This is a genomic window from Nonomuraea wenchangensis (assembly GCF_900111685.1).
In the GTDB taxonomy this organism is placed as follows: Bacteria; Actinomycetota; Actinomycetes; order Streptosporangiales; family Streptosporangiaceae; genus Nonomuraea; species Nonomuraea wenchangensis.
Genome location: NZ_FOHX01000009.1, coordinates 250,233 through 269,369 on the forward strand (window position 1 = coordinate 250,233; position 19,137 = coordinate 269,369).

Genomic DNA, 19,137 nt, shown 5'->3' on the forward strand with positions numbered 1-19,137 from the left:
GGAACGGTCGGATCCTCGACACGTACAGTCAGGTTGGTGACCATTTGCCCCCATGCTCTGCAGTTACGACGGGTGATGGCAGACGTGGGGTCTCGTGAGGTTAAGGACGGGATTGTGGCGACGTTGCGGAAAGTTGCGGTTGTCGAAGTGCCGCAGTGGCGGGGGTCTGGGTCGCCTACGGCGGAGCGGCTGCGCGAAGGGGCACGGGTCGTCGCCGACCTGGTCGACGCGGCGACGGTGCGGGTGGTGGGCGAGGTCGCGCACAGGGTGCGGGTAGCGATCGAGGACGGCCAGCCTGCCGCGACAGCGGGTCGGGTGCGGGCAGCCGTTGAGGATGGCGGTCCTGCCGCGACAGCGGCTCCGGTGCGAGCTGCCGTAGAGGATGATGGGCCTGCTGCGACGGCGGGTCGGGTGCGGGCGGCGGTTGAGGATGGGAGTTTGGGGGTTGCGGCGGGTCGGGTGCGGGCTGCCGTTGAGGGGGTTGGCGATGGCGTGTTGGTCGTCGCTGTGGGCGGGGACTGCGGGGTCGAGCTGGAGCCGGTTTCTGCGGCGCGCAGGCGGTATGGCGATCGGCTGGTGGTGGTGTGGTTCGACGCCCACGGCGATCTGAACACGCCGGAGTCGTCGCCGTCAGGCGCCTATCACGGGATGGTGCTGCGGGCGCTCACGGGCGAGGGCCCGGAGGGGCTGGCGGCCGAGGAGCCGCTGGACCCTCGGCGCATCGTGCTGGCCGGGGTGCGGGATCTCGATCCGCCGGAGGCGGCCTTCGTGACCCATGCCGGAATCCGGTGGGTGACGATGGCGGAGACGGGGACGGCGGAAGCTCTCCTCGCGGCGATCGAGGCGGTCGGCGGCCCCGATGCGGCTGTGTACGTGCACATCGACCTCGACGTGCTCGACCCGGAGGTCTTCCGGAGCGTGGGATGTCCTACACCTGGTGGCATGCATCCTGAGCGGCTGCTTTCGTTGGTGACGGCGATCGGCGGTCGATTCGAGGTGGCCGGGCTCGGGCTCATGGAGTATGAGGCCGGCGACCTGGAGGACGAGGCGGACGGGGATCGGGAAGTGCTGGCGGAGCTGGTCGGCGGGGTGGTGGCTGCCGTCGCTGGTCATCCAGGGCGTACGGCGCCCCGGTAGACGGCGCGGTAGTAGGAGGAGTTGAGGAAGCTCGTCGTGCGGACCACGTCGCCGGTCTTGGGTGCGTGGACCATCAAACCGCCGCCCAGGTAGAGGGCCACGTGCGTGGGGTCGCCTCCGCCGCCGCCGAAGAAGAGGAGGTCGCCGGCGCGGCGGGCGGTGCGGGCGATCCTGCGGCCCTGGCGGAACTGGGCCCCGGTGTAGTGGCTCAGCCGCACGCCGGCTCTGGACCAGGCGTAGAGGGTGAGACCGCTGCAGTCGAAGCCGCGGGTCGCCGCGCCTCTGCCGATGCCGAGAGTGGGGCCTTTCGTCGAGCCGCCGCCCCAGGAGAAGGAGACGCCGAGTTGGGCCAGGGCCGCGGAGGCGGCGATCTGGCCTCTCGTGAGCTTCCTCTTGATGGATTTCTTTCTGGCCAGGCGTTTCTTCGTGTGGCGGGTGGCTTCGGCTGCCGTCGTCGCCGCCATGGTCGTTGTCGCCGTGGCTTCTGTGGTGGTGGCCAGGGCGGTGGTGGCGGTGAAGAGGGCGCAGGTCAGGGCGGCGATGCGGGCCAGGGGGCGGGGAGCGGCCGCGCGGGCATCAGGGGCGGCGGGCGAGGCGGCGGGTGAGGTGGCGGAGAGCGACGCTGCGGTGCTGGTGCGGGACATTCGGGCCTCCGTGGTCGTGAACGAGGACGAACGAGAACGAGGCCAGGGTCCTGCGGGATGGCGGGCCGCCGAAGGGCCGAACGGGGTTCTGTGGATGAGAGGGCGGGTGAGGTGAATGCCTGTGGACAGGGAGTGGCAGGCGGCGGGCGCCTGACCACCTCGCCGCTACTCGGCGGCTGGACGGTGCACGGGCGGCTGCCTCAGCGGCTTTGTGGGAGCAGGCTGACGCCCGGCCGCATGGGCAGGGGCCCTAACGGCACAGGGGAGTCCAGTGGAATGGGTTCCGACGGCACGGGGGCGAACGGCACGGGGGCGAACGGCACGGGGGCGAACGGCACGGGGGCGAACGGCGCGGGGGCGAACGGCGCAGGGCGTTGGACCCCGTGGCGTGGGAGCGGGGTGGCTGTACGAGGTGGGGGGTGTGGGTGGTCGGGGTTAGGGCTTGAGTTCGGCTATGCGGGCGAAGGCGGTGATGTCGAGTTGTTCGCCGCGCGCGGACGGGTCCACACCTGCCGCGCGCAGGATGTTCTCCGCCTCGGGGGCGCTGCCCGCCCAGGACGCCAGGGCGGCGCGCAGGGTTTTGCGGCGCTGGGCGAAGGCGGCGTCCACGACGGCGAAGACCTGCTTGCGGGTGGCCTTCGTGGCCGGCGGCTCGCGGCGGGCGAGGGAGACCAGGCCGCTGTCGACGTTGGGGACGGGCCAGAAGACGGTACGGCCGACCGGACCGGCCCGCCGTACGTCCGCGTACCAGGCGGCCTTGACCGACGGCACCCCGTACACCTTGGAGCCGGGGCCGGCCGCGAGGCGGTCGGCCACCTCCGACTGCACCATGACCAGCCCCTTGCGCAGGGACGGAAGGGCCTCCAGGAGGTGGAGGACGACGGGGACGGCCACGTTGTACGGCAGGTTCGCCACCAGGGCCGTCGGTACGTGACCGCCGAGGTCACCGGGCGTGATCCTCATGGCGTCGGCGTTGACCACCGTGAGGCGGTCGGCCAGACCGCGTTCGGCGACCGTGAGAGGGAGCTGGGTCGCGAGCACCGGGTCGATCTCGACGGCCACCACGTGCGCGGCCGACGGCAGCAGGGCCAGGGTGAGCGAGCCGAGCCCGGGGCCGACCTCTATGACCACGTCGTCGGCCGAGAGGTCGGCCACCCGGACGATCCGGCGGACGGTCCCCGCGTCGATCACGAAGTTCTGGCCGAGCTTTTTTGTCGGACGAAGATTCAGCTTGTCCGCCAAAATACGTATTTCTGCCGGGCCCAACAGGCTCATCATCCAACCAGTCTCCCGCATCGAAGAACTGGAGATGGCGGATGGGGAGACCAAAGGAGAGGATGGCGTGGAACAGGAAGGGACGTCCCTCATGGAGCCAACGGGCGCCGCGCCGCTCCGCCCAACAGACCTGCGGGAGATCGGCCCGTACCGCCTGCTGGGGCGACTCGGCGAAGGCGGCATGGGGACCGTCTTCCTCGCCCGCGCGCCGACGGGCCGTTTCGTCGCGCTCAAGGTCGTGAAGGCGGAGTTCGCCAACCAGGAGGGGTTCGCGGCCCGGTTCCACGCGGAGGTGGAGAACGCGCGCCGCGTGGCGTCGTTCTGCACCGCTCAGGTGCTGGACAACGGCAACACCGGCGACGGCCGCCCCTTCATGGTGACCGAGTACATCGCGGGCACCCCGCTTTCCGAGCAGATCGCCAAGTTCGGAGCGCTGGACCCGGGGCCGTTACACGGCGTCGGTCTCGGTGTGGCGGCGGCGCTGGCCGCGATCCACGTGGCCGGGCTCGTGCACCGCGACCTCAAGCCGGCCAACGTCATCCTCTCCCTGTCCGGGCCTCGCGTGATCGACTTCGGGATCGCGCGGGCGCTCGACCGGGAGACCGGGTTCACGATGTCGGGCGAGCTGCTGGGCAGTCCCGGGTGGTGGGCGCCCGAGCAGGTACGCGGAGAGGCGATCAGCCCGGCCGTCGACATCTTCGCCTGGGGCTGTCTCATCGCGTACGCGGGCAACGGACGGCACCCGTTCGGCCGTGGCGACCCCATCACGATGGCCCACCGCGTGCTCAACACGCCGCCGGACCTGGGCGCGCTGCCCGCTCCGCTCAACGAGCTCGTACGTCTGGCCACCTCGATGGACCCGGCGGCACGCCCCACCGCGCAGGACCTGCTGATCGCGCTGGTGGGCGGGAACACCCCGGCACCGTCGATCAACCCGCCGACGCTGGTCGCCACCGAGATGCTCAGCGACTGGCAGCCGCCGAGGAACGTGGTGGACGAGCCGGACATCACGGCCACGTTCACGACGACGCCGCCGCCGGAGAACGCGGCCGGCAAGGGCACGGGCGCGAGCGGCGGGGCCCAACGAGGGCCGACCGGTGCGGCGGCAGGGACAGGCGGCTTATCCAACGCCGGGCGGTCACCGTCCGGCGCATCCACCGGGCCCCCGGCCGAATCCTCGGGGCGGGGGCAGGCCGCGTTCGAGGAGCTGGCGCGGAGGGAGGAGCTGGCGGCCAAAGAAGAGCTGGCCCGCTGGCCCGCCTCCCAGGGCGGCGGGCAGGAGGACGCCGGCGCTGGTCCCGGACGTGTACGCGGCCTGTTCAAGCGCAACAAGGGCGACGAGCGCGCGTCCGAAGGGGATGGTGGCGAGGGCGAGCGGAAGGGCGACGGGACGAGGGTTCCGCCGACCGGCACAGCAGCCACCCTCTCGGCCACCGAGCACCCCGGCGAGCCCTTAGCCCGAACGCGACAGGACACGCCAGGTCGTCCGCCGCAGGGCGGGACCGGACGTGCGGACCAGGACACGGCTGGCCGGCCGGTTCAGGACCGGGGCGGCTGGGCGGGTCAGGGGCCGGCCGGGCGGGCGGGTGAGGCGTGGGGGCCTGGGGGGGTGCCCGCGCGGGAGCAGTTGCAGCGCATGGCGCATTCCGAGCAGCGCGCCGCCGACACCCAGCCCGGCGACCGGCGCACCGCCATCTCCCCCGAGCCGCTGCCGAACGAGCCCGACACCCTCGGCGGCGACCGTACCGCGGGCACCCGGTGGCTGATCGCCGCCGCGGCGGCCGTGCTGGCCATCGTGGTCACGGTGGGCGTGCTGATCGTGACGTCCGGCCGCGGCCCCGGCACCTCGACCGCGGGCGGCGGCCCGTCGCGGACCGCGACCACCGGCGCCGGCGCCGCGCCCAACGACGTGGGCCGCAGGTTCCCGCTGGGCGGCGAGCTCGACGACCCGATCGCCATCATCTCGTCCGCACCGCGGTGCGGGCTGAAGGAGTACGAGGGCAAGGTCGCCACCCAGGGCCAGCTCTGCGTGATCCGCTGGACGATGCTCAACCCGGGCGGCGAGCGCAGGCCGCTGGTCCAGCCGGTGGTCACGCTGCTCGACGACCGCGGCGGCGAGCACGACCCGGCCGCCGTCACGCTGCCTCCGGCGATCCTGCCGGGCGCGCGGGTGGACAGCGCGTTCGTGTTCGACCTGGCGACGTACCGCAGGCCGGTCAAGCTGACGGCGACGATGCTGGAGAACGGCAAGCAGATCGAGGTGGCGTTGTGAGACTCGGGGGCGTGCCCGCGGCGCTGCTGCTGATCGTGGGGACGACGGTGACGCCGGTGACGGCCGCGTGGGCGCTGACCGGGCGGGCGGCGGCGGCCTGCGCCACACCCGCCGACTTCGACGGCGACGGCGTGGACGACGTGGCGGTGGGCGACCCGTTCGGCGACGACGACAAGGGCGCGGTGCAGGTGGTGTCCGGCGGCAAGGTGGTGCCGGTGCCCGTTCCCGGCCTGGCGACGGGCGACGGCTTCGGCTGGTCGGTACGGCTGGCGAACGTGGACGGCGACCCCTGCGCCGACCTGGTCGTCGGGGCGCCGTACGCGGACGTGGGCGGCGAGCAGGACGCGGGGGCGGTGTACGTGGTCTACGGCGGCGGCACCCGCGCGCCGGTGCGGCTGACGGCGGCGCGGCCGCAGCGGTTCGCGCACTTCGGCTGGTCGCTGGCGGCGCGGGGCGACCTGCTGGCGATCGGCGCGCCGTACGAGGACGACAAGCAGTTCACCGACGCCGGCGCCGTCTACGTGCGCAAGGGCGAGGGCGAGCTGCGCAGGATCAGCCAGGAGAGCGTGGACGTACGCGGCAACAGCGAGGTCGGCGACCAGTTCGGCTGGTCGATGGCGTGGGGGCCGAAGAACGCGCTGCTCGTCGGCGTGCCGTACGAGAACGACGACGGCGCGGGCCGCCAGGTCGAGGCCGGCAAGATCAACTCGGGTTCGGCGGTGTTCCTCGACGACGTGTTCGCGGCGAAGCTCACCAGTCTCAAGCTCGACTCCCCCACCGCCAGGAGCGGCGACCGCTACGGCTACGCGGTCGCCTACTCCGAGGGCTCCGGGTACGCGATCAGCTCGCCGGGCGCCGGCAGCGTGCAACTGCTCGACCCGGCCAAAAAGGTCATCAGGACGGTCAAGCAGGGCGGCAAGGACGGGTTCGGCTTCGCGCTGGCGGCCTCGGCCGACGGCAGGCTGGCCGTCGGCGCCCCGTACGGGGGCGGCGTGCGCGTCGTCTCGTGGCGGGACGCCGCCGAGGACCGCAGGCTGACGGACGCCGAGGGGCTGTTCGGCTGGTCGGTGGCCTTCAGCGGCAACAAGCTGTTCGTGGGGCAGCCGGACGCGCGGCCGGCCGGGCAGGTGGCGGTGGCCGGGCGCAACGCCGAGAACCTGGAGACGGTCAAACCACCCAAGGGCGCCCAGTTCGGAGTGTCCGTCGCCGGATGAGACCCCGCCGGAGGCCGGGTCAGGGGCGGGTGAAGAGGCGGGCGCCACAGGTCGGCCACTGGCCCTGCCAGCGTCCCGCCACATGCTGGTAGAGCAGTTGCGCCCGGTACGTCTGCTCCTCCTCCGGCCAGTCCGACGGCAGCCCCGGCCCGCCGACGACCTTCCACATCGGCACGCTGAACTGGTACATCCCGTAGTAGGGCCCCTCGGCGTTGTACGCCCGCGGGTCGCCCTTCGACACGCACGCCGCCAGCGCCGGCCAGTTGAGCGCGGCGACCCACGGCTCGACCGGGTCGGTACGCGGCGGCCTGACCGTGATGACCGTCCCGTCCTTGGGGAAGCTGGAGAGCGGCGGCTCCACCAGGAGGCAGCAGCGCCGGTCCAGGTCGAACGTCTCCACGTAGTGCGCGGCCAGCTCGCCCGCCCCCAGCTTGGCGACCCGGTCGAGGAACGGGGCGAAGTACGGCGCCGCCGCCTCCCTGATCAGCGGCAGCCGCCGCCAGAACCGCTCGTCCGGATAGGCCAGCAGGTGGGCCGCGGCCTGCCAGAGCACCTTCACGGCCGCCGCCTCCTCGACGGGAACATCCCCGGAGGGATGCCCCGGCCGTCCCAGTTGAGCAGGTTGACCCGCTGATGGGTGACCTCGTCGCCGGTCTGGCGCTCCTTCAGCCCGTGGAAGCTCTCGACCGACACCGGCTGCGGGCGGCCCGACGCCTCGCCGAACGGCCCCTGCATGCCGGGACCGCCGTCGTAGTCGAGGCTGCAGCCGGCCTCGTCCACGACGCCGGGCTGGTTGCCGTATGCGGTCGGGATGACGTAGCGCTCGTCGTACTTGGCGAGGGCGAGCAGCCGGTACATGGCCGCCAGGTCCTCCTCGCTCATGCCCGCCTCGGGCGGCAGGACCGGCGGGCGGCCCAGGTTGACGGCCCGCATGTACGACCGCATCGCGGCCAGCTTGCGCAGCGCCGCGGTCACCGGCGCGGGATCGCCCGCCGTGAACAGCCCGGCCAGGTAGCCGACCGGGATGCGCAGCGCCTCGATGGCGGCGAACAGGTTGACCGCGTCCTCGCCGTCGTGGCCGGTGCCGGCGAGCGCGTCCACGACCGGCGAGAGCGGCGGGACGTACCAGACCATGGGCAGCGTGCGGTATTCGGGATGCAGGGGGAGCGCGACCCGGTAGCGCTTGACCAGGTCGTACACCGGCGAGCGGCGGGCGGCCTCCAGCCACTCGGCGGGCAGCCCCGCGGCCTGGGCCGCTGCCGCGACGACCGGGTCGTGCGGGTCGGCGAACAGGTCGAGCTGGGCCTCGTACAGGTCGCGCTCGTCAGGGACCGCGGCGGCCTCGGCGACCCGGTCGGCGTCGTACAGCAGGACGCCGAGATAGCGCAGGCGGCCGACGCACGTCTCCGAGCAGACGGTCGGCAGCCCGACCTCGACCCGCGGGAAGCAGAACGTGCACTTCTCCGCCTTGCCGGTGCGGTGGTTGAAGTACACCTTCTTGTACGGGCAGCCGGTCACGCACATGCGCCAGCCCCGGCACCGGTCCTGGTCGACGAGCACGATGCCGTCCTCCTCACGCTTGTAGAGCGCGCCGGAGGGGCAGGAGGCCACGCACGACGGGTTGAGGCAGTGCTCGCAGATGCGCGGCAGGTAGAACATGTACGCCTCTTCGAACGACAGCTTGACCTGCTCAGACACCTGCGCCAGCACCGGGTCGGGCGACGGGTCGCCGCCGAGGTCGTCGTCCCAGTTGGCGCTCCACTCGATCTTGGTCGGCTGGTTGCTCAGCAGCGACCTCGGCGGCGCCACGGGCACGTCGGACGACAGCGGGGCCCGCGTGAGGTTCTCGTAGTCGTAGGTCCAGGGCTCGTAGTAGTCCTGGATGGAGGGCAGCAGCGGGTTGGCGAAGATGGTGAGGAGCTTGCGCAGCCGGCCGCCCGCCCGGGGCTGGAGCCGGCCCTTGCGGTCCAGCGTCCAGCCGCCTCGCCAGCGGTCCTGGTCCTCGTAGCGGCGCGGGTAGCCCTGGCCGGGCCGGGTCTCGACGTTGTTGAACCAGACGTACTCGACTCCGGGACGGTTCGTCCACGTCTGCTTGCAGGTCACCGAGCAGGTGTGGCAGCCGATGCACTTGTCCAGGTTCATCACCATGGCGATCTGGGCCATGATCCGCATCAGTAGCGCACCTCCTGGGAGCGGCGGCGGATGGTCGTGAGCTCGTCGCGCTGGTTGCCCGTCGGGCCGAAGTAGTTGAAGCCGTACGAGAGCTGGGCGTGCCCTCCGATCAGATGCGTCGGCTTGATCAGCACCCTGGTCAGCGCGTTGTGGATGCCGCCGCGGCGGCCGGTCGCCTCCGACAGCGGCACGTCGATCAGGCGGTCCTGGGCGTGGTACATGTAGACCGTCCCCGGCGGCATGCGGTGGGAGACGATGGCGCGGGCCACGACCACGCCGTTGCGGTTGACGGCCTCCACCCAGTCGTTGTCGGCCACGCCGAGCCGGGCCGCGTCCTCGTCCGACATCCAGATCGACGGGCCACCCCGTGACAGCGACAACATGAGCAGGTTGTCCTGATACTCCGAGTGGATCGACCACTTGTTGTGCGGCGTCAGATAGCGCAGCCGGCCGCTCTCGCCGAACAACGCGGCGAGGTCCAGCGGCGGACGGTAGACCGGCAGCGCCTCGCCGTACTCGTGCATCCAGTCGTGGTCGAGGAAGAAGTGCATCCGGCCGGTCAGCGTGTGCCACGGCTTGCCGTGCTCGACGTTGATCGTGAACGGCGCGTAGCGGCGGCCGGTCGACTCCTTGCCCGACCACTCCGGGCTCGTCGAGACGTGCACCGGCCGCGCCTGCGCGTCGGAGAAGACGATCCTGTGGCCCTCATCGGCCAGCCCCGACAGGTCGGTCCCTGTGCGTTCGGCCAGCTCACGGAAGCCCTGCACGGCGAGCCTGCCGTTGCTCGCGCCCGACAGCGCGAGGATCGCCTCGCACGCCTTGGCGGCGGTGTCCAGCTCGGGACGTCCCTTCGCCACGCCGCGCGGCACCAGGCCGCAGCGCACGCCGAGCCAGGCCACCTCCTCGTCAGGACGGAACGTCACCCCCTTGACCGGCAGGCCCAGCCGCTCCGTCAGCGGGCCGAGCGCGGCGAGCTGGTCGGCGACCGCGCCGTAGTCGCGCTCGACGACGTGCAGGGCCGGCTCGCGGGCGTGGCTCAGCTCGGTCGGCGTGTCGTGCTGGTGGGCGGTCGCCACCACGTCCCTGCGCACGCCGAGGCGTTCGCGGGCCAGGCCGCTGAAGGCGCGGGCGATCGTGTGGAAGGCGGCGAAGTCCGTACGGGTCTCCCAGGGCGGGCTGATCGCCGGGTTGAAGGCGTGGACGAACGGGTGCATGTCGGTCGAGGAGAGGTCGTGTTTCTCGTACCAGGTGGCGGCCGGCAGCACCACGTCGGAGAAGACCGTCGAGGACGTCATGCGGAAGTCGAGCGTGACCAGCAGGTCCAGCTTCCCGCTCGCCGCCTCCGGATCCGGGTGCTCCAGGTTGGAGGTCGCGCCGAGGAGGTGGTGCAGGAAGTACTCGTTGCCCTTGGCGCTGGAGCCGAACAGGTTGGAGCGCCAGAGCGTGAGCACGCGCGGCCAGTTACGCGGGTCGTCCGGGTTCTCGGCGGCGTAGCGGAGCCGGCCCGCGCGCAGCTCCTCCCGCGTGTACGCGACCGGATCGGCGGCCTCCCCGAGCTCCAGCGGATTGCGGTCGAACGCCGGAGCCATCGGCATCCAGCCGTTGCGCACCGCCTCGGTCACCAGGTCGGCCGTGCGCCGCCCGCGGAACGCGCCGCGCCCCACCGGCGAGGCCAGCTCGCCCGCGTCGAAACGGTCATAACGCCACTGGCCGGTGTGCAGATACCAGAACGGCGTGCCAGGGACCAGCCTGGCCGGCCGCGACCAGTCGGCGGCGCTCGCCAGCACCTGCCAGCCCGCCAGCGGACGGCACTTCTCCTGGCCCACGTAGTGCGCCCAGCCGCCGCCGTTGCGGCCCTGGCAGCCGGTCAGCAACAGCAGCGACAGGAACGCCCGGTAGATCGTGTCGCCGTGGAACCACTGCGCCGCGCCCGCCCCCATCACGATCATGCAGCGGCCCTCGGTGGCCTCGGCGGTCCGCGCGAACTCACGGGCCACGCGGGCCGCCCGCTCCGCCGGCACGCCGGTGATCGGCTCCTGCCACGCCGGCGTGTACGGCCCCGCCGCGTCGTCGTAGCCCTCCGGCCAGTCGCCCGGCAGGCCGGGGCGGCGGACGCCGTACTGGGCGAGGAGCAGGTCGTAGACCGTGGTGACGAGATGCCCGTTGATCCTGGTCACCGGAACGCCCCTGACCAGCGGCTCGCCGCCGTCGAACCGGGGCAGCAGCACCTCGACGGCCTGGCTCCACCCGTCCATCACGGTCAGCTTGGGGTCGGTGCCGAGATCGAGGTTCCAGCGGCCCTTGCCCGACTCGCTCCAGCGGAAGCCGGCCGAGCCGTTCGGCACCACCGGGCGGCCGTTGCGCGACAGCAGGACCGTCTTCCACTCCGCCGCCTCCTCCCGCAGGCCGAGATCGCGGGCCGTGAGGAAGCTGCCCGGCACGTGCCGGCCGTCCCGCCGCTCCAGGCGGACGAGGAAGGGCAGATCCGTGAAACGCTTGACGTAGCCGGTGAAGAACGGCGTGTCGCGCTCCACGAAGAACTCCTTCAGCAGCACGTGCCCCATCGCCATCGCGAGCGCGCCGTCCGTGCCGGGGCGCACGCTCAGGAACTCGTCGGCGAACTTGGCCGCGTCGCTGAAGTCGGGGCTGACCACCACGACCTTCTGGCCCCGGTAGCGGGCCTCGGCCATCCAATGGGCGTCCGGCGTACGCGTCACCGGCACGTTGGAGCCCCACATCATCAGGTAAGCGGCGTCCCACCAGTCGGCGGACTCCGGCACGTCCGTCTGGTCGCCGAACACCTGCGGCGAGGCGACCGGCAGGTCGGCGTACCAGTCGTAGAAGGAGAGCATGGTGCCGCCGAGCAGCGACACGAAGCGCGAGCCGATCGCCTGCGAGACCATCGACATGGCCGGGATCGGCGAGAAGCCGGCGATCCGGTCGGGGCCGTAGGCGCTGATCGTGTGGACGTGCGCGGCGGCGACCAGCTCGGCCGCCAGGTCCCAGCTGATCCTGACCAGCCCGCCCCTGCCGCGGGCCGACTGGTAGGCGCGCCGCTTCTCCGGGTCGCCGGTGACCTCCGCCCAGGCCGCGACCGGGTCGCCGAGCCGCTCGCGGGCCTCGGCGTACATCTCCACCAGCACGCCCCGCGCGTACGGGTAGCGGATCCTGGTCGGGGAGTAGGTGTACCAGGAGAAGGCGGCGCCGCGCGGGCAGCCTCGGGGCTCGTACTCGGGGCGGTCGGGGCCCACGCTCGGGTAGTCGGTCTCCTGGGCCTCCCAGGTGATGATGCCGTCCTTGACGTACACCTTCCACGAGCACGAACCCGTGCAGTTCACCCCGTGCGTGGAACGGACGACCTTGTCATGGCTCCACCGGTCCCGGTAGAAGGCGTCGCCCTCCGTGCCGCCGGCCAGGCGCAGGGTGTGCAGGTCACCGCTGGTGGCCGCCGATCTGCGCAGGAAACGGCCGGTCTTGAGTAGGACGTCCTGGGCGCTCATACCCCCACTTCATCACAGAGAGTGATTCTCTGTTACACAGGGTGTATGTCTGAGCTTCGTAAAGGTTCGCAGGGTCCCGGCTCCCGCGACCCCGGCCTGGCCGTCCTGCGCGCCGGTCAGACCCGCAACCTGGTCCTCGCCACCTTCGCCTTCGCCGTCACCTTCTGGGCCTGGAACCTCATCGGCCCGCTCGCCGCCACCTACAACCGGCAGCTCGGGCTCACCCCCACCCAGACCTCGCTCCTCGTCGCGATCCCCGTCGTGGTCGGCGCCCTGGGCCGGATCCCCGTCGGGGTGCTGGCCGACCGGTTCGGCGGACGGCGCATGTTCGCCGCCGTCTGCTTCGTCTCGATCATCCCCGTCCTGTTCGTCGGCTGGTCCGGCTCGTACGGCTGGCTGCTCTTCTGAGGCTTCCTCCTCGGCATCCCCGGGACGTCGTTCGCCATCGGCATCCCCTTCGTCAACGCCTGGTACGAGCCCGCCCGCCGCGGCTTCGCCACCGGCGTCTTCGGGGCCGGCATGGGCGGGACCGCGCTGTCGGCCTTCTTCACCCCGCGCCTGGCCGCCGAGCTCGGCCGGCCGGGCACGCACCTGCTGATGGCGGCCGTGCTGGCGCTGACCGGGGTGCTCATGCTGGGCGCGAGCCGTACCTCGCCGCTCTGGTCACCGGCGACCGCCCCCGCCCTGCCGCGCATCCGCGAGGCGCTGAAGGTCAAGGCCACCTGGCAGTGCTCCTTCCTGTACGCGGTGTCGTTCGGCGGGTTCGTGGCCTTCTCGACGTACTTGCCGGCGCTGCTGGAGAACGCCTACCGCTTCGCCCAGACCGAGGCGGGCATGCGCACCGCCGGGTTCTCGATCGCGGCCGTGCTGTCCCGGCCGCTGGGCGGCGCGCTGTCCGACCGGCTGGGGGCCGTACGGGTGCTGATGGCCGCGTTCGGCGGGGTGGTGGTCATGGCGGTCGTCCTGTTGTTCCGGCCGCCCGTGGAGCTGCCCGCGGGGGTGAGCTTCGTCCTCATGGCCTGCTTTCTGGGGCTGGGCACGGGCGGCGTGTTCGCGCTCGTCGCCAAGCTCGTCGAGGCGTCCAAGGTGGGGACGGTCACCGGCCTCGTGGGCGCCGCGGGCGGGCTCGGCGGCTACTTCCCGCCCCTCGTCATGGGCGCGGTCTACGCGGCGACCGGCACGTACACGATCGGGTACGTGCTGCTGGCGATCACCGCGGCGGCCGCCCTGCTGTACACGTGGCTGGCGTTTCGCCAGGCGTAGGCACCCGGCGAAAATCGTTTGCCGTGCGGCCTGACGCTTGTCAAGGTTGTCAGGCTATGCGCTCCCTACCTGACGCCGATCCCGGCGTGCCCGACCTCCGCAGCCCGCTCCGTTACCTGTGGTGGAACGCCCGGCGACAGGCTCCGGCCCTGCTCGCCGGCATCGGCTACGCCATCCTCTGGTGGCTGGTGCAGGCGCTGATGCCGTACGTGCTCGGGAAGGGCATCGAAGCGGTCACCGCCAAGGACACCGACGCGCTGCTGACCTGGGCGGCCGTCCTGTTCGGGCTGGGGCTGGTGCAGGCGTTCAGCGGGATCATGCGCCATCGGATGGCCGTCTACAACTGGCTGGCCGCCGCCTACCGCACCGTGCAGCTGACCAGCCGCCACGCCGCCAGGCTGGGCGCGACGCTGCCGAAGCGGCTGTCCACCGGCGAGGTCGTCAGCGTCGGCAACTCCGACATCGCGCACATCGGCAGCTCCATGGACATCCTGCTGCGCGCCACCGGCTCCGTCGTGGCGATCGTCACCGTGACCGTGATCCTCATCTCGACGTCGCTGCCGCTCGGGCTGCTCGTGCTGTTCGGCGTCCCGCTCATGGCCGTCGCCGTCGGGCCGCTGCTCAAACCCCTGCACCGGCGGCAGGCCAGGCAGCGCGAGCTGACCGGCGACCTGTCCACCAGGGCCGCCGACATCGTCGGGGGCCTGCGGGTGCTGCGCGGGATCGGCGGCGAGCAGGTGTTCGCCACCCGCTACCGCGAGGAGTCCCAGCGGGTGCGGCACGCCGGGGTGCGGGTCGCGCGCGTCGAGTCGGTGCTCGAAGGCGCGCAGATCCTGCTGCCCGGCCTGCTCATCGCGATCGTCACCGGCGTCGGCGCCTCCTTCGCCGTCGCCGGCCAGATCCCGACCGGCCAGCTCGTCGCGTTCTACCTGTACGCGGTCTTCCTGATCGGCCCCATGCGGACGCTGACCGAGGCCGCCGACAAACTCACCAAGGGCCACGTGGCGGCCGGCCGGGTGATCCGGATCCTGGCCATCGAGCCCGAGATCAAAGGAGGCAAGGGCGGCAGCGGGGGCGGGGTGCTGCGCGACTCCTACAGCGGCGTGACCGTCCAGCCGGGCGTCCTGACGGCGGTGGCCGCGAGCTCCCCCGAGGACGCCGTCGCCATCGCCGACCGCCTCGGCCGCTACGCCGACGGCGACGTCACGTTCGGCCCGGCCGACCTGAGCTCGCTGCCCCTCGACGAGATCCGCCGCCGGATCCTGGTCGCCCACAACGGCGACCGCCTCTTCACCGGCCGGTTGCGGGACGAGCTGGACGTACGCCCCCAGAACGGTGCGGCCCCCGGCGACGAGGGGCGGGTGAAGGAGGCGCTGCACGTCGCCTGCGCGGAGGACATCGTCGAGGCGCTGCCCGACGGGCTCGACACCTGGGTGGCCGAGGCCGGGCGGGAGTTCTCCGGGGGGCAGCAGCAGCGGTTGCGGCTCGCCCGCGCGCTGCTGGCCGACCCCGAGGTGCTGATCCTGGTGGAGCCGACCAGCGCGGTCGACGCCCACAGCGAGGCGCGGATCGCCCAGCGGCTGGCGGAGAGCCGGGTCGGGAGGACGACGCTGGTCTGCACGACCAGTCCGCTCGTGCTCGACCGCACCGATCACGTGGTTTATGTCGAGGACGGGCGGGTGCTGGCGGAGGGGACACATCGGCAGCTGCTCGACAGCTCGCCGGCGTACGCGGCGACCGTCACCCGAGGGGAGGGCTGATCCATGGCCAGAGAGATCCTGCCGATCGCCGACCGCAGGCAGGTGCGCGCCTACGCCAGGCGGCTGACGCTCAAATACCCGCGGCAGCTCGCCACGGCGCTGGCGCTGCACGCGCTGGCCGCCGTGTCGGGGCTCGTGGTGCCGTGGCAGCTCGGCGGGCTGGTGGACGAAATCGAGCGGGGCGTCGCGGTCGACGTCGCCGTCGTGGCGGTGGCCATCGGCGGCTTCCTGCTGGTGCAGGGGCTGCTCATGCGCTACGCCGTGCTGGCCTCGGCCAAGCTGGGCGAGAGGGTGCTGGCCGAGCTGCGCGAGGAGTTCGTGGACCAGGTGCTCGCGCTGCCGCTGTCGACCGTCGAGCGGGCCGGGGCCGGCGACCTGATCACCCGCACCTCCCGGGACGTGGACTCGTTGTCGCGCACGGTGCGGCACGCGGTGCCGGAGACGCTGATCGCGGGGGTCACGTTCCTCATCACCATGGGCGCGCTGGTGCTGGTCAGCCCGCTGCTCATGCTGCCGATGCTGCTCGCGGGGCCGGTCATCTACGTCGCCACCCGCCGGTATCTCAAGCGGGCCAGGGACGGCTACCTCCGGGAGAACGCCGCCTACGCGGACATGACAGAAGGGCTCGCCGAGACCGTCGAGGGGGCCAGGGCCATCGAGGCGCTCGGGCTGCAGGAGCGCCGCCGGGCGCGCGCGGACGACGACATCGCCCGCTCCTACGCCGCCGAGCGCTACACGCTGGGGCTGCGGGTCGTCTGGTATCCCGCGGTCGAGCTCGGCTACGTCATCCCCGTGGTGAGCGCGCTGCTGGTCGGCGGGCTCTTCTACACCGAGGGCTGGGTGACGCTCGCACAGGTCACCGCCGCCGCGCTCTACGCACAGCAGCTCATCGACCCGCTCGACCGGTTCCTGATGTGGATCGACGAGCTGCAGGTGGGCGGCGCCGCCATGGCCCGGCTGCTCGGCGTGGCCAACGTCCGCGACGACCGCTCGCCCGCCGCCGAGCGCCCGGCGGGCGAGCTGCTGGAGGCCAAGGACGTCCGCTACGCCTACCGGGAGGGCCACGACGTGCTGCACGGCGTGTCCCTGACCGTGCGGCCCGGTGAGCGGCTGGCGATGGTGGGGCCCTCAGGGGCGGGCAAGTCCACGCTGGGACGGCTGCTCGCGGGCATCCACGGGCCGCGCGCCGGGTCGGTGACGGTGGGCGGGGTGCCGCTCGTGGACCTGCCGCTGGACGAGCTGCGCGGGCACGTCGCCCTGGTCACCCAGGAGCACCACGTGTTCAAGGGCACCGTACGGGACAACCTGCTCATCGCCCGGCCCGACGCGGGCGACGAGGCCGTGCGCGAGGCGCTGGAGGCCGTGGACGCCCTCGACTGGGTGCTCGGCCTGCCCGAAGGGCTGGAGACCCAGGTGGGGTCCGGCGGGCAGGCCGTCCCGGCGGCCCAGGCCCAGCAACTCGCCCTGGCGCGGCTGGTGCTGGCCGATCCGCACACCCTGGTGCTGGACGAGGCCACGTCCCTGATCGATCCGCGGGCCGCCAGGAACCTGGAGCGGTCCCTGGCGGCCGTGCTGGACGGGCGGACGGTCATCGCGATCGCGCATCGGCTGCACACCGCGCACGACGCGGATCGGGTGGCCGTGGTGGAGGACGGGCGGATCAGCGAGCTGGGGCCGCACGAGGAGCTGGTCGCCGAGGGAGGGTCCTACGCGGCGCTGTGGGCGAGCTGGCACGGCGCCCCCGTCCCCCGGTGACCTCGGTGACCGGGTGACCCCGGCACGGCCCCAGGAGGTCAGGTGGCGATGCCCAGCGACTTCTTCAGGAAGTCCACCTGGAGCAGCAGCAGGTTCTCCGCCACCACTTCCTGCGGCGTCATGTGCGTGACGCCCGACAACGGCAGCACCGTGTGCGGGCGGCCGGCGGCCAGCAGCGCCGACGACAGGCGCAGAGAGTGGGCCGCCACCACGTTGTCGTCCGCGAGCCCGTGAATGATCATGAGCGGGCGCTCCAGCTTGGCGGCGTCCGCGAGGAGCGAGGAGTTCTCGTACACCTCGGGCTGCTCGTCCGGGTGGCCCAGGTAACGCTCGGTGTAGCAGGTGTCGTACAGCCGCCAGTCGATCACCGGCGCCCCGGCCACGGCCGCGTGGAAGACGTCCGGCCGCCGAAGCACCGCCAGCGCGGCCAGGAAACCGCCGAACGACCAGCCCCGGATGGCCACCCGCGACAGGTCGAGGTCGTCGCCGTACTGCTCGGCCACGCCCTGCAGCGCGTCGACCTGGTCCTCCAGGGCCGGGGTGGCGAGATCGTTGAGCACCGCCCGCTCGAACGCCGTGCCCCGCCCCGGCGTGCCGCGGCCGTCGGCCACGACCACGGCGAAGCCCTGCTCGGCGAACCACTGGCTCTCCAGGAACGCGCCCCGCCGGTTGAGCACCCGCTGCGCGTGCGGCCCGCCGTACGGGTCCATGAGCACGGGCAGCTTGCCCGAGCCCTGCTCGTGCCAGGAGGGCAGCACCACGGCGGTGGCCAGCTCGCGCCGCCCGGAACGCCCGATGGACACCCGCAGGTCGAGGCCGGGACGCTCGGCGTAGGACGGGATCGGCACCGCCATGCCGTCGCGCCGCACCACCGTCACCGACACGCCCTCGGCGTCGAGGCTCTGCTCGGCGAGCACGCCGACCCCGCCGGCCATCCGCCCCGAGAACACCCCGGACCTGGTCGAGACCGGCAGCAGCGAGTGCCCGTCCCAGGTCCAGAGCTGGATCTCGGTCGGGTCGCCGCTCGCGCTGAACAGCACGCTGTCGTGGTCGACGTCCAGCACCGCCCGCACCTGGAGCGTCGGCGGCGTCACCACGCGGTCGCCGACGTGCAGGCGGTGGCCGCCCTCTCCGCTGGCCACCCAGACGAGGGAGCCGTCGTCGAGGTGCGCGGGCACGCCGGTCACGATGTCGACCCAGGCCGGGTCGGTGTCCTCGCGCACGAGCGTGGCGGCCCCGGTGGCCGGGTCGACCGTGAACAGCCGCATGGTCTTCTGGTCGCGGGTCAGGGTCACGATGGACAGCGCGTGGGCGTCCCAGGCGGCCGTGGTGAGGTATTCCTCGTCGTACGGCACCGCGACCCGCGACCCGTCGAGCCCGAGCACGTAGAGCTCGGTGCCGGCGTTGGGCGTGCCGGCCGCCGGATAGCGGTGGGCCACCGGGGTGCGGTCGGGGTTGGCCGGGTCGGCGATGTGCCAGATCCGCACCGGCGCCTCGTCGGCCCGCTCGACCAGGAGCGCGTCGCTCGACGGCGCCCACCAGTAGCCGCGCAGCCGGTCCATCTCCTCGGCGGCGATGAACTCGGCCAGCCCGTACGTCACCGTCTCCGACTCCGGGGTGGCGAGCGCGCGGTCCTCGCCCGAGACGAGGTCCTGGACGTGGAGTGCGCCGCCGGTGACATAGGCGACGTGCCGCCCGTCGGGCGACAACCGGGGGTCGATGACCGCGCCCGGCGTCTCCAGCCGGCGGGTCTCACCGGTGGCCAGCTCGACGACGTAGAGGCCGCCGGACAGCGCGAAGGAGGCCCGTGCCACCATCGAGTCGGTGGCGTAGGCCACGATGCCGCCCGCCGCCTCCCGGCTGCGCTCGCGCCTCGCCCGCTCCTCCGGCGGGAGGTTCTCCTCCTCGTCGCCGTGGAGCAGCCGCGGATCGACGACCAGCCGCTCGACGTGGGTGGCGGTGTTGAGCTCCCACAGGCAGGTCACCGAGTCGGTGCCGGTGCGGGTGCGCAGGAAGACCACCCGGCCGCCTTCGGGGGAGATGGTGAAGCCCCTGGGCACCCCGAGGGTGAACCGGCGGGTCCTGGCAGACAGACGCGGGAAGCTCTCACTCATGGGGCCAATCCTGCCAGGAACGCGCCCTTGT

Annotated in this window: 11 protein-coding genes and 1 pseudogene; 6 read left to right on the forward strand and 6 right to left on the reverse strand. The window is 72.6% G+C overall.

Going from position 1 to position 19,137, the window contains the following annotated elements; genetic code table 11:
- Window positions 1–75 precede the first annotated feature (75 nt).
- On the forward strand, window positions 76–1,137 hold the full coding sequence (locus tag BMW85_RS27460) for an arginase family protein (RefSeq protein ID WP_245775112.1): 1,062 nt from the start codon (window positions 76–78) through the stop codon (window positions 1,135–1,137).
- Here BMW85_RS27460 and BMW85_RS27465 read toward each other — a convergent pair.
- A complete protein-coding gene (locus BMW85_RS27465; protein ID WP_091086878.1) occupies window positions 1,110–1,781 on the reverse strand; it encodes an NlpC/P60 family protein in 672 nt (223 codons plus the stop codon). The two genes, BMW85_RS27460 and BMW85_RS27465, sit on opposite strands and share 28 nt — an antisense overlap.
- 435 nt (window positions 1,782–2,216) lie before the next feature.
- Window positions 2,217–3,056, reverse strand: a complete 840-nt coding sequence (rsmA, locus tag BMW85_RS27470; RefSeq protein ID WP_425434378.1) for a 16S rRNA (adenine(1518)-N(6)/adenine(1519)-N(6))-dimethyltransferase RsmA — start codon at window positions 3,054–3,056, stop codon at window positions 2,217–2,219.
- Between the two features lie 67 nt (window positions 3,057–3,123).
- On the opposite strand from rsmA, the gene BMW85_RS51345 reads away from it, so the two are divergent.
- The gene (locus tag BMW85_RS51345) at window positions 3,124–5,328 is read left to right on the forward strand and encodes a serine/threonine protein kinase (protein WP_342743441.1); all 2,205 of its coding nucleotides are present in this window, start codon (window positions 3,124–3,126) and stop codon (window positions 5,326–5,328) included.
- Entirely contained in the window at window positions 5,325–6,542 is a 1,218-nt protein-coding gene (locus BMW85_RS48645) for an FG-GAP repeat protein (protein ID WP_177240912.1), read from the forward strand. The genes BMW85_RS51345 and BMW85_RS48645 overlap by 4 nt, the downstream gene beginning before the upstream one ends.
- 19 nt (window positions 6,543–6,561) lie before the next feature.
- On the opposite strand, the gene BMW85_RS27495 is transcribed toward BMW85_RS48645, so the two are convergent.
- Genes BMW85_RS27495 through BMW85_RS27505 form a run of 3 tightly spaced genes read right to left on the reverse strand, consistent with a single transcriptional unit; the run spans window position 6,562 to window position 12,214 of the window.
- Window positions 6,562–7,101 (reverse strand): transglycosylase family protein, encoded by a 540-nt coding sequence (locus BMW85_RS27495; protein WP_245775100.1) that lies wholly within the window; start codon window positions 7,099–7,101, stop codon window positions 6,562–6,564.
- Window positions 7,098–8,714 (reverse strand): nitrate reductase subunit beta, encoded by a 1,617-nt coding sequence (gene narH, locus BMW85_RS27500; RefSeq protein WP_091086888.1) that lies wholly within the window; start codon window positions 8,712–8,714, stop codon window positions 7,098–7,100. The genes BMW85_RS27495 and narH overlap by 4 nt, the downstream gene beginning before the upstream one ends.
- Entirely contained in the window at window positions 8,714–12,214 is a 3,501-nt protein-coding gene (locus tag BMW85_RS27505; RefSeq protein ID WP_091086890.1) for a nitrate reductase subunit alpha, read from the reverse strand. Before BMW85_RS27505 ends, narH begins: the two co-directional genes overlap by 1 nt.
- Before the next feature lie 45 nt (window positions 12,215–12,259).
- On the opposite strand from BMW85_RS27505, the pseudogene BMW85_RS27510 reads away from it, so the two are divergent.
- From BMW85_RS27510 to BMW85_RS27520, 3 genes and pseudogenes are all read left to right on the forward strand, one after another.
- A pseudogene (locus tag BMW85_RS27510) lies at window positions 12,260–13,477 on the forward strand (MFS transporter).
- A 56-nt stretch (window positions 13,478–13,533) separates the two neighbouring features.
- Entirely contained in the window at window positions 13,534–15,237 is a 1,704-nt protein-coding gene (locus BMW85_RS27515) for an ABC transporter transmembrane domain-containing protein (RefSeq protein ID WP_091086893.1), read from the forward strand.
- Between the two features lie 3 nt (window positions 15,238–15,240).
- Window positions 15,241–16,992 (forward strand): ABC transporter ATP-binding protein, encoded by a 1,752-nt coding sequence (locus tag BMW85_RS27520; protein WP_091086896.1) that lies wholly within the window; start codon window positions 15,241–15,243, stop codon window positions 16,990–16,992.
- Window positions 16,993–17,030: 38 nt separating this feature from the next.
- Here BMW85_RS27520 and BMW85_RS27525 read toward each other — a convergent pair whose 3' ends face one another.
- The gene (locus BMW85_RS27525) at window positions 17,031–19,106 is read right to left on the reverse strand and encodes a S9 family peptidase (protein ID WP_091086899.1); all 2,076 of its coding nucleotides are present in this window, start codon (window positions 19,104–19,106) and stop codon (window positions 17,031–17,033) included.
- Window positions 19,107–19,137: the final 31 nt, after the last annotated feature.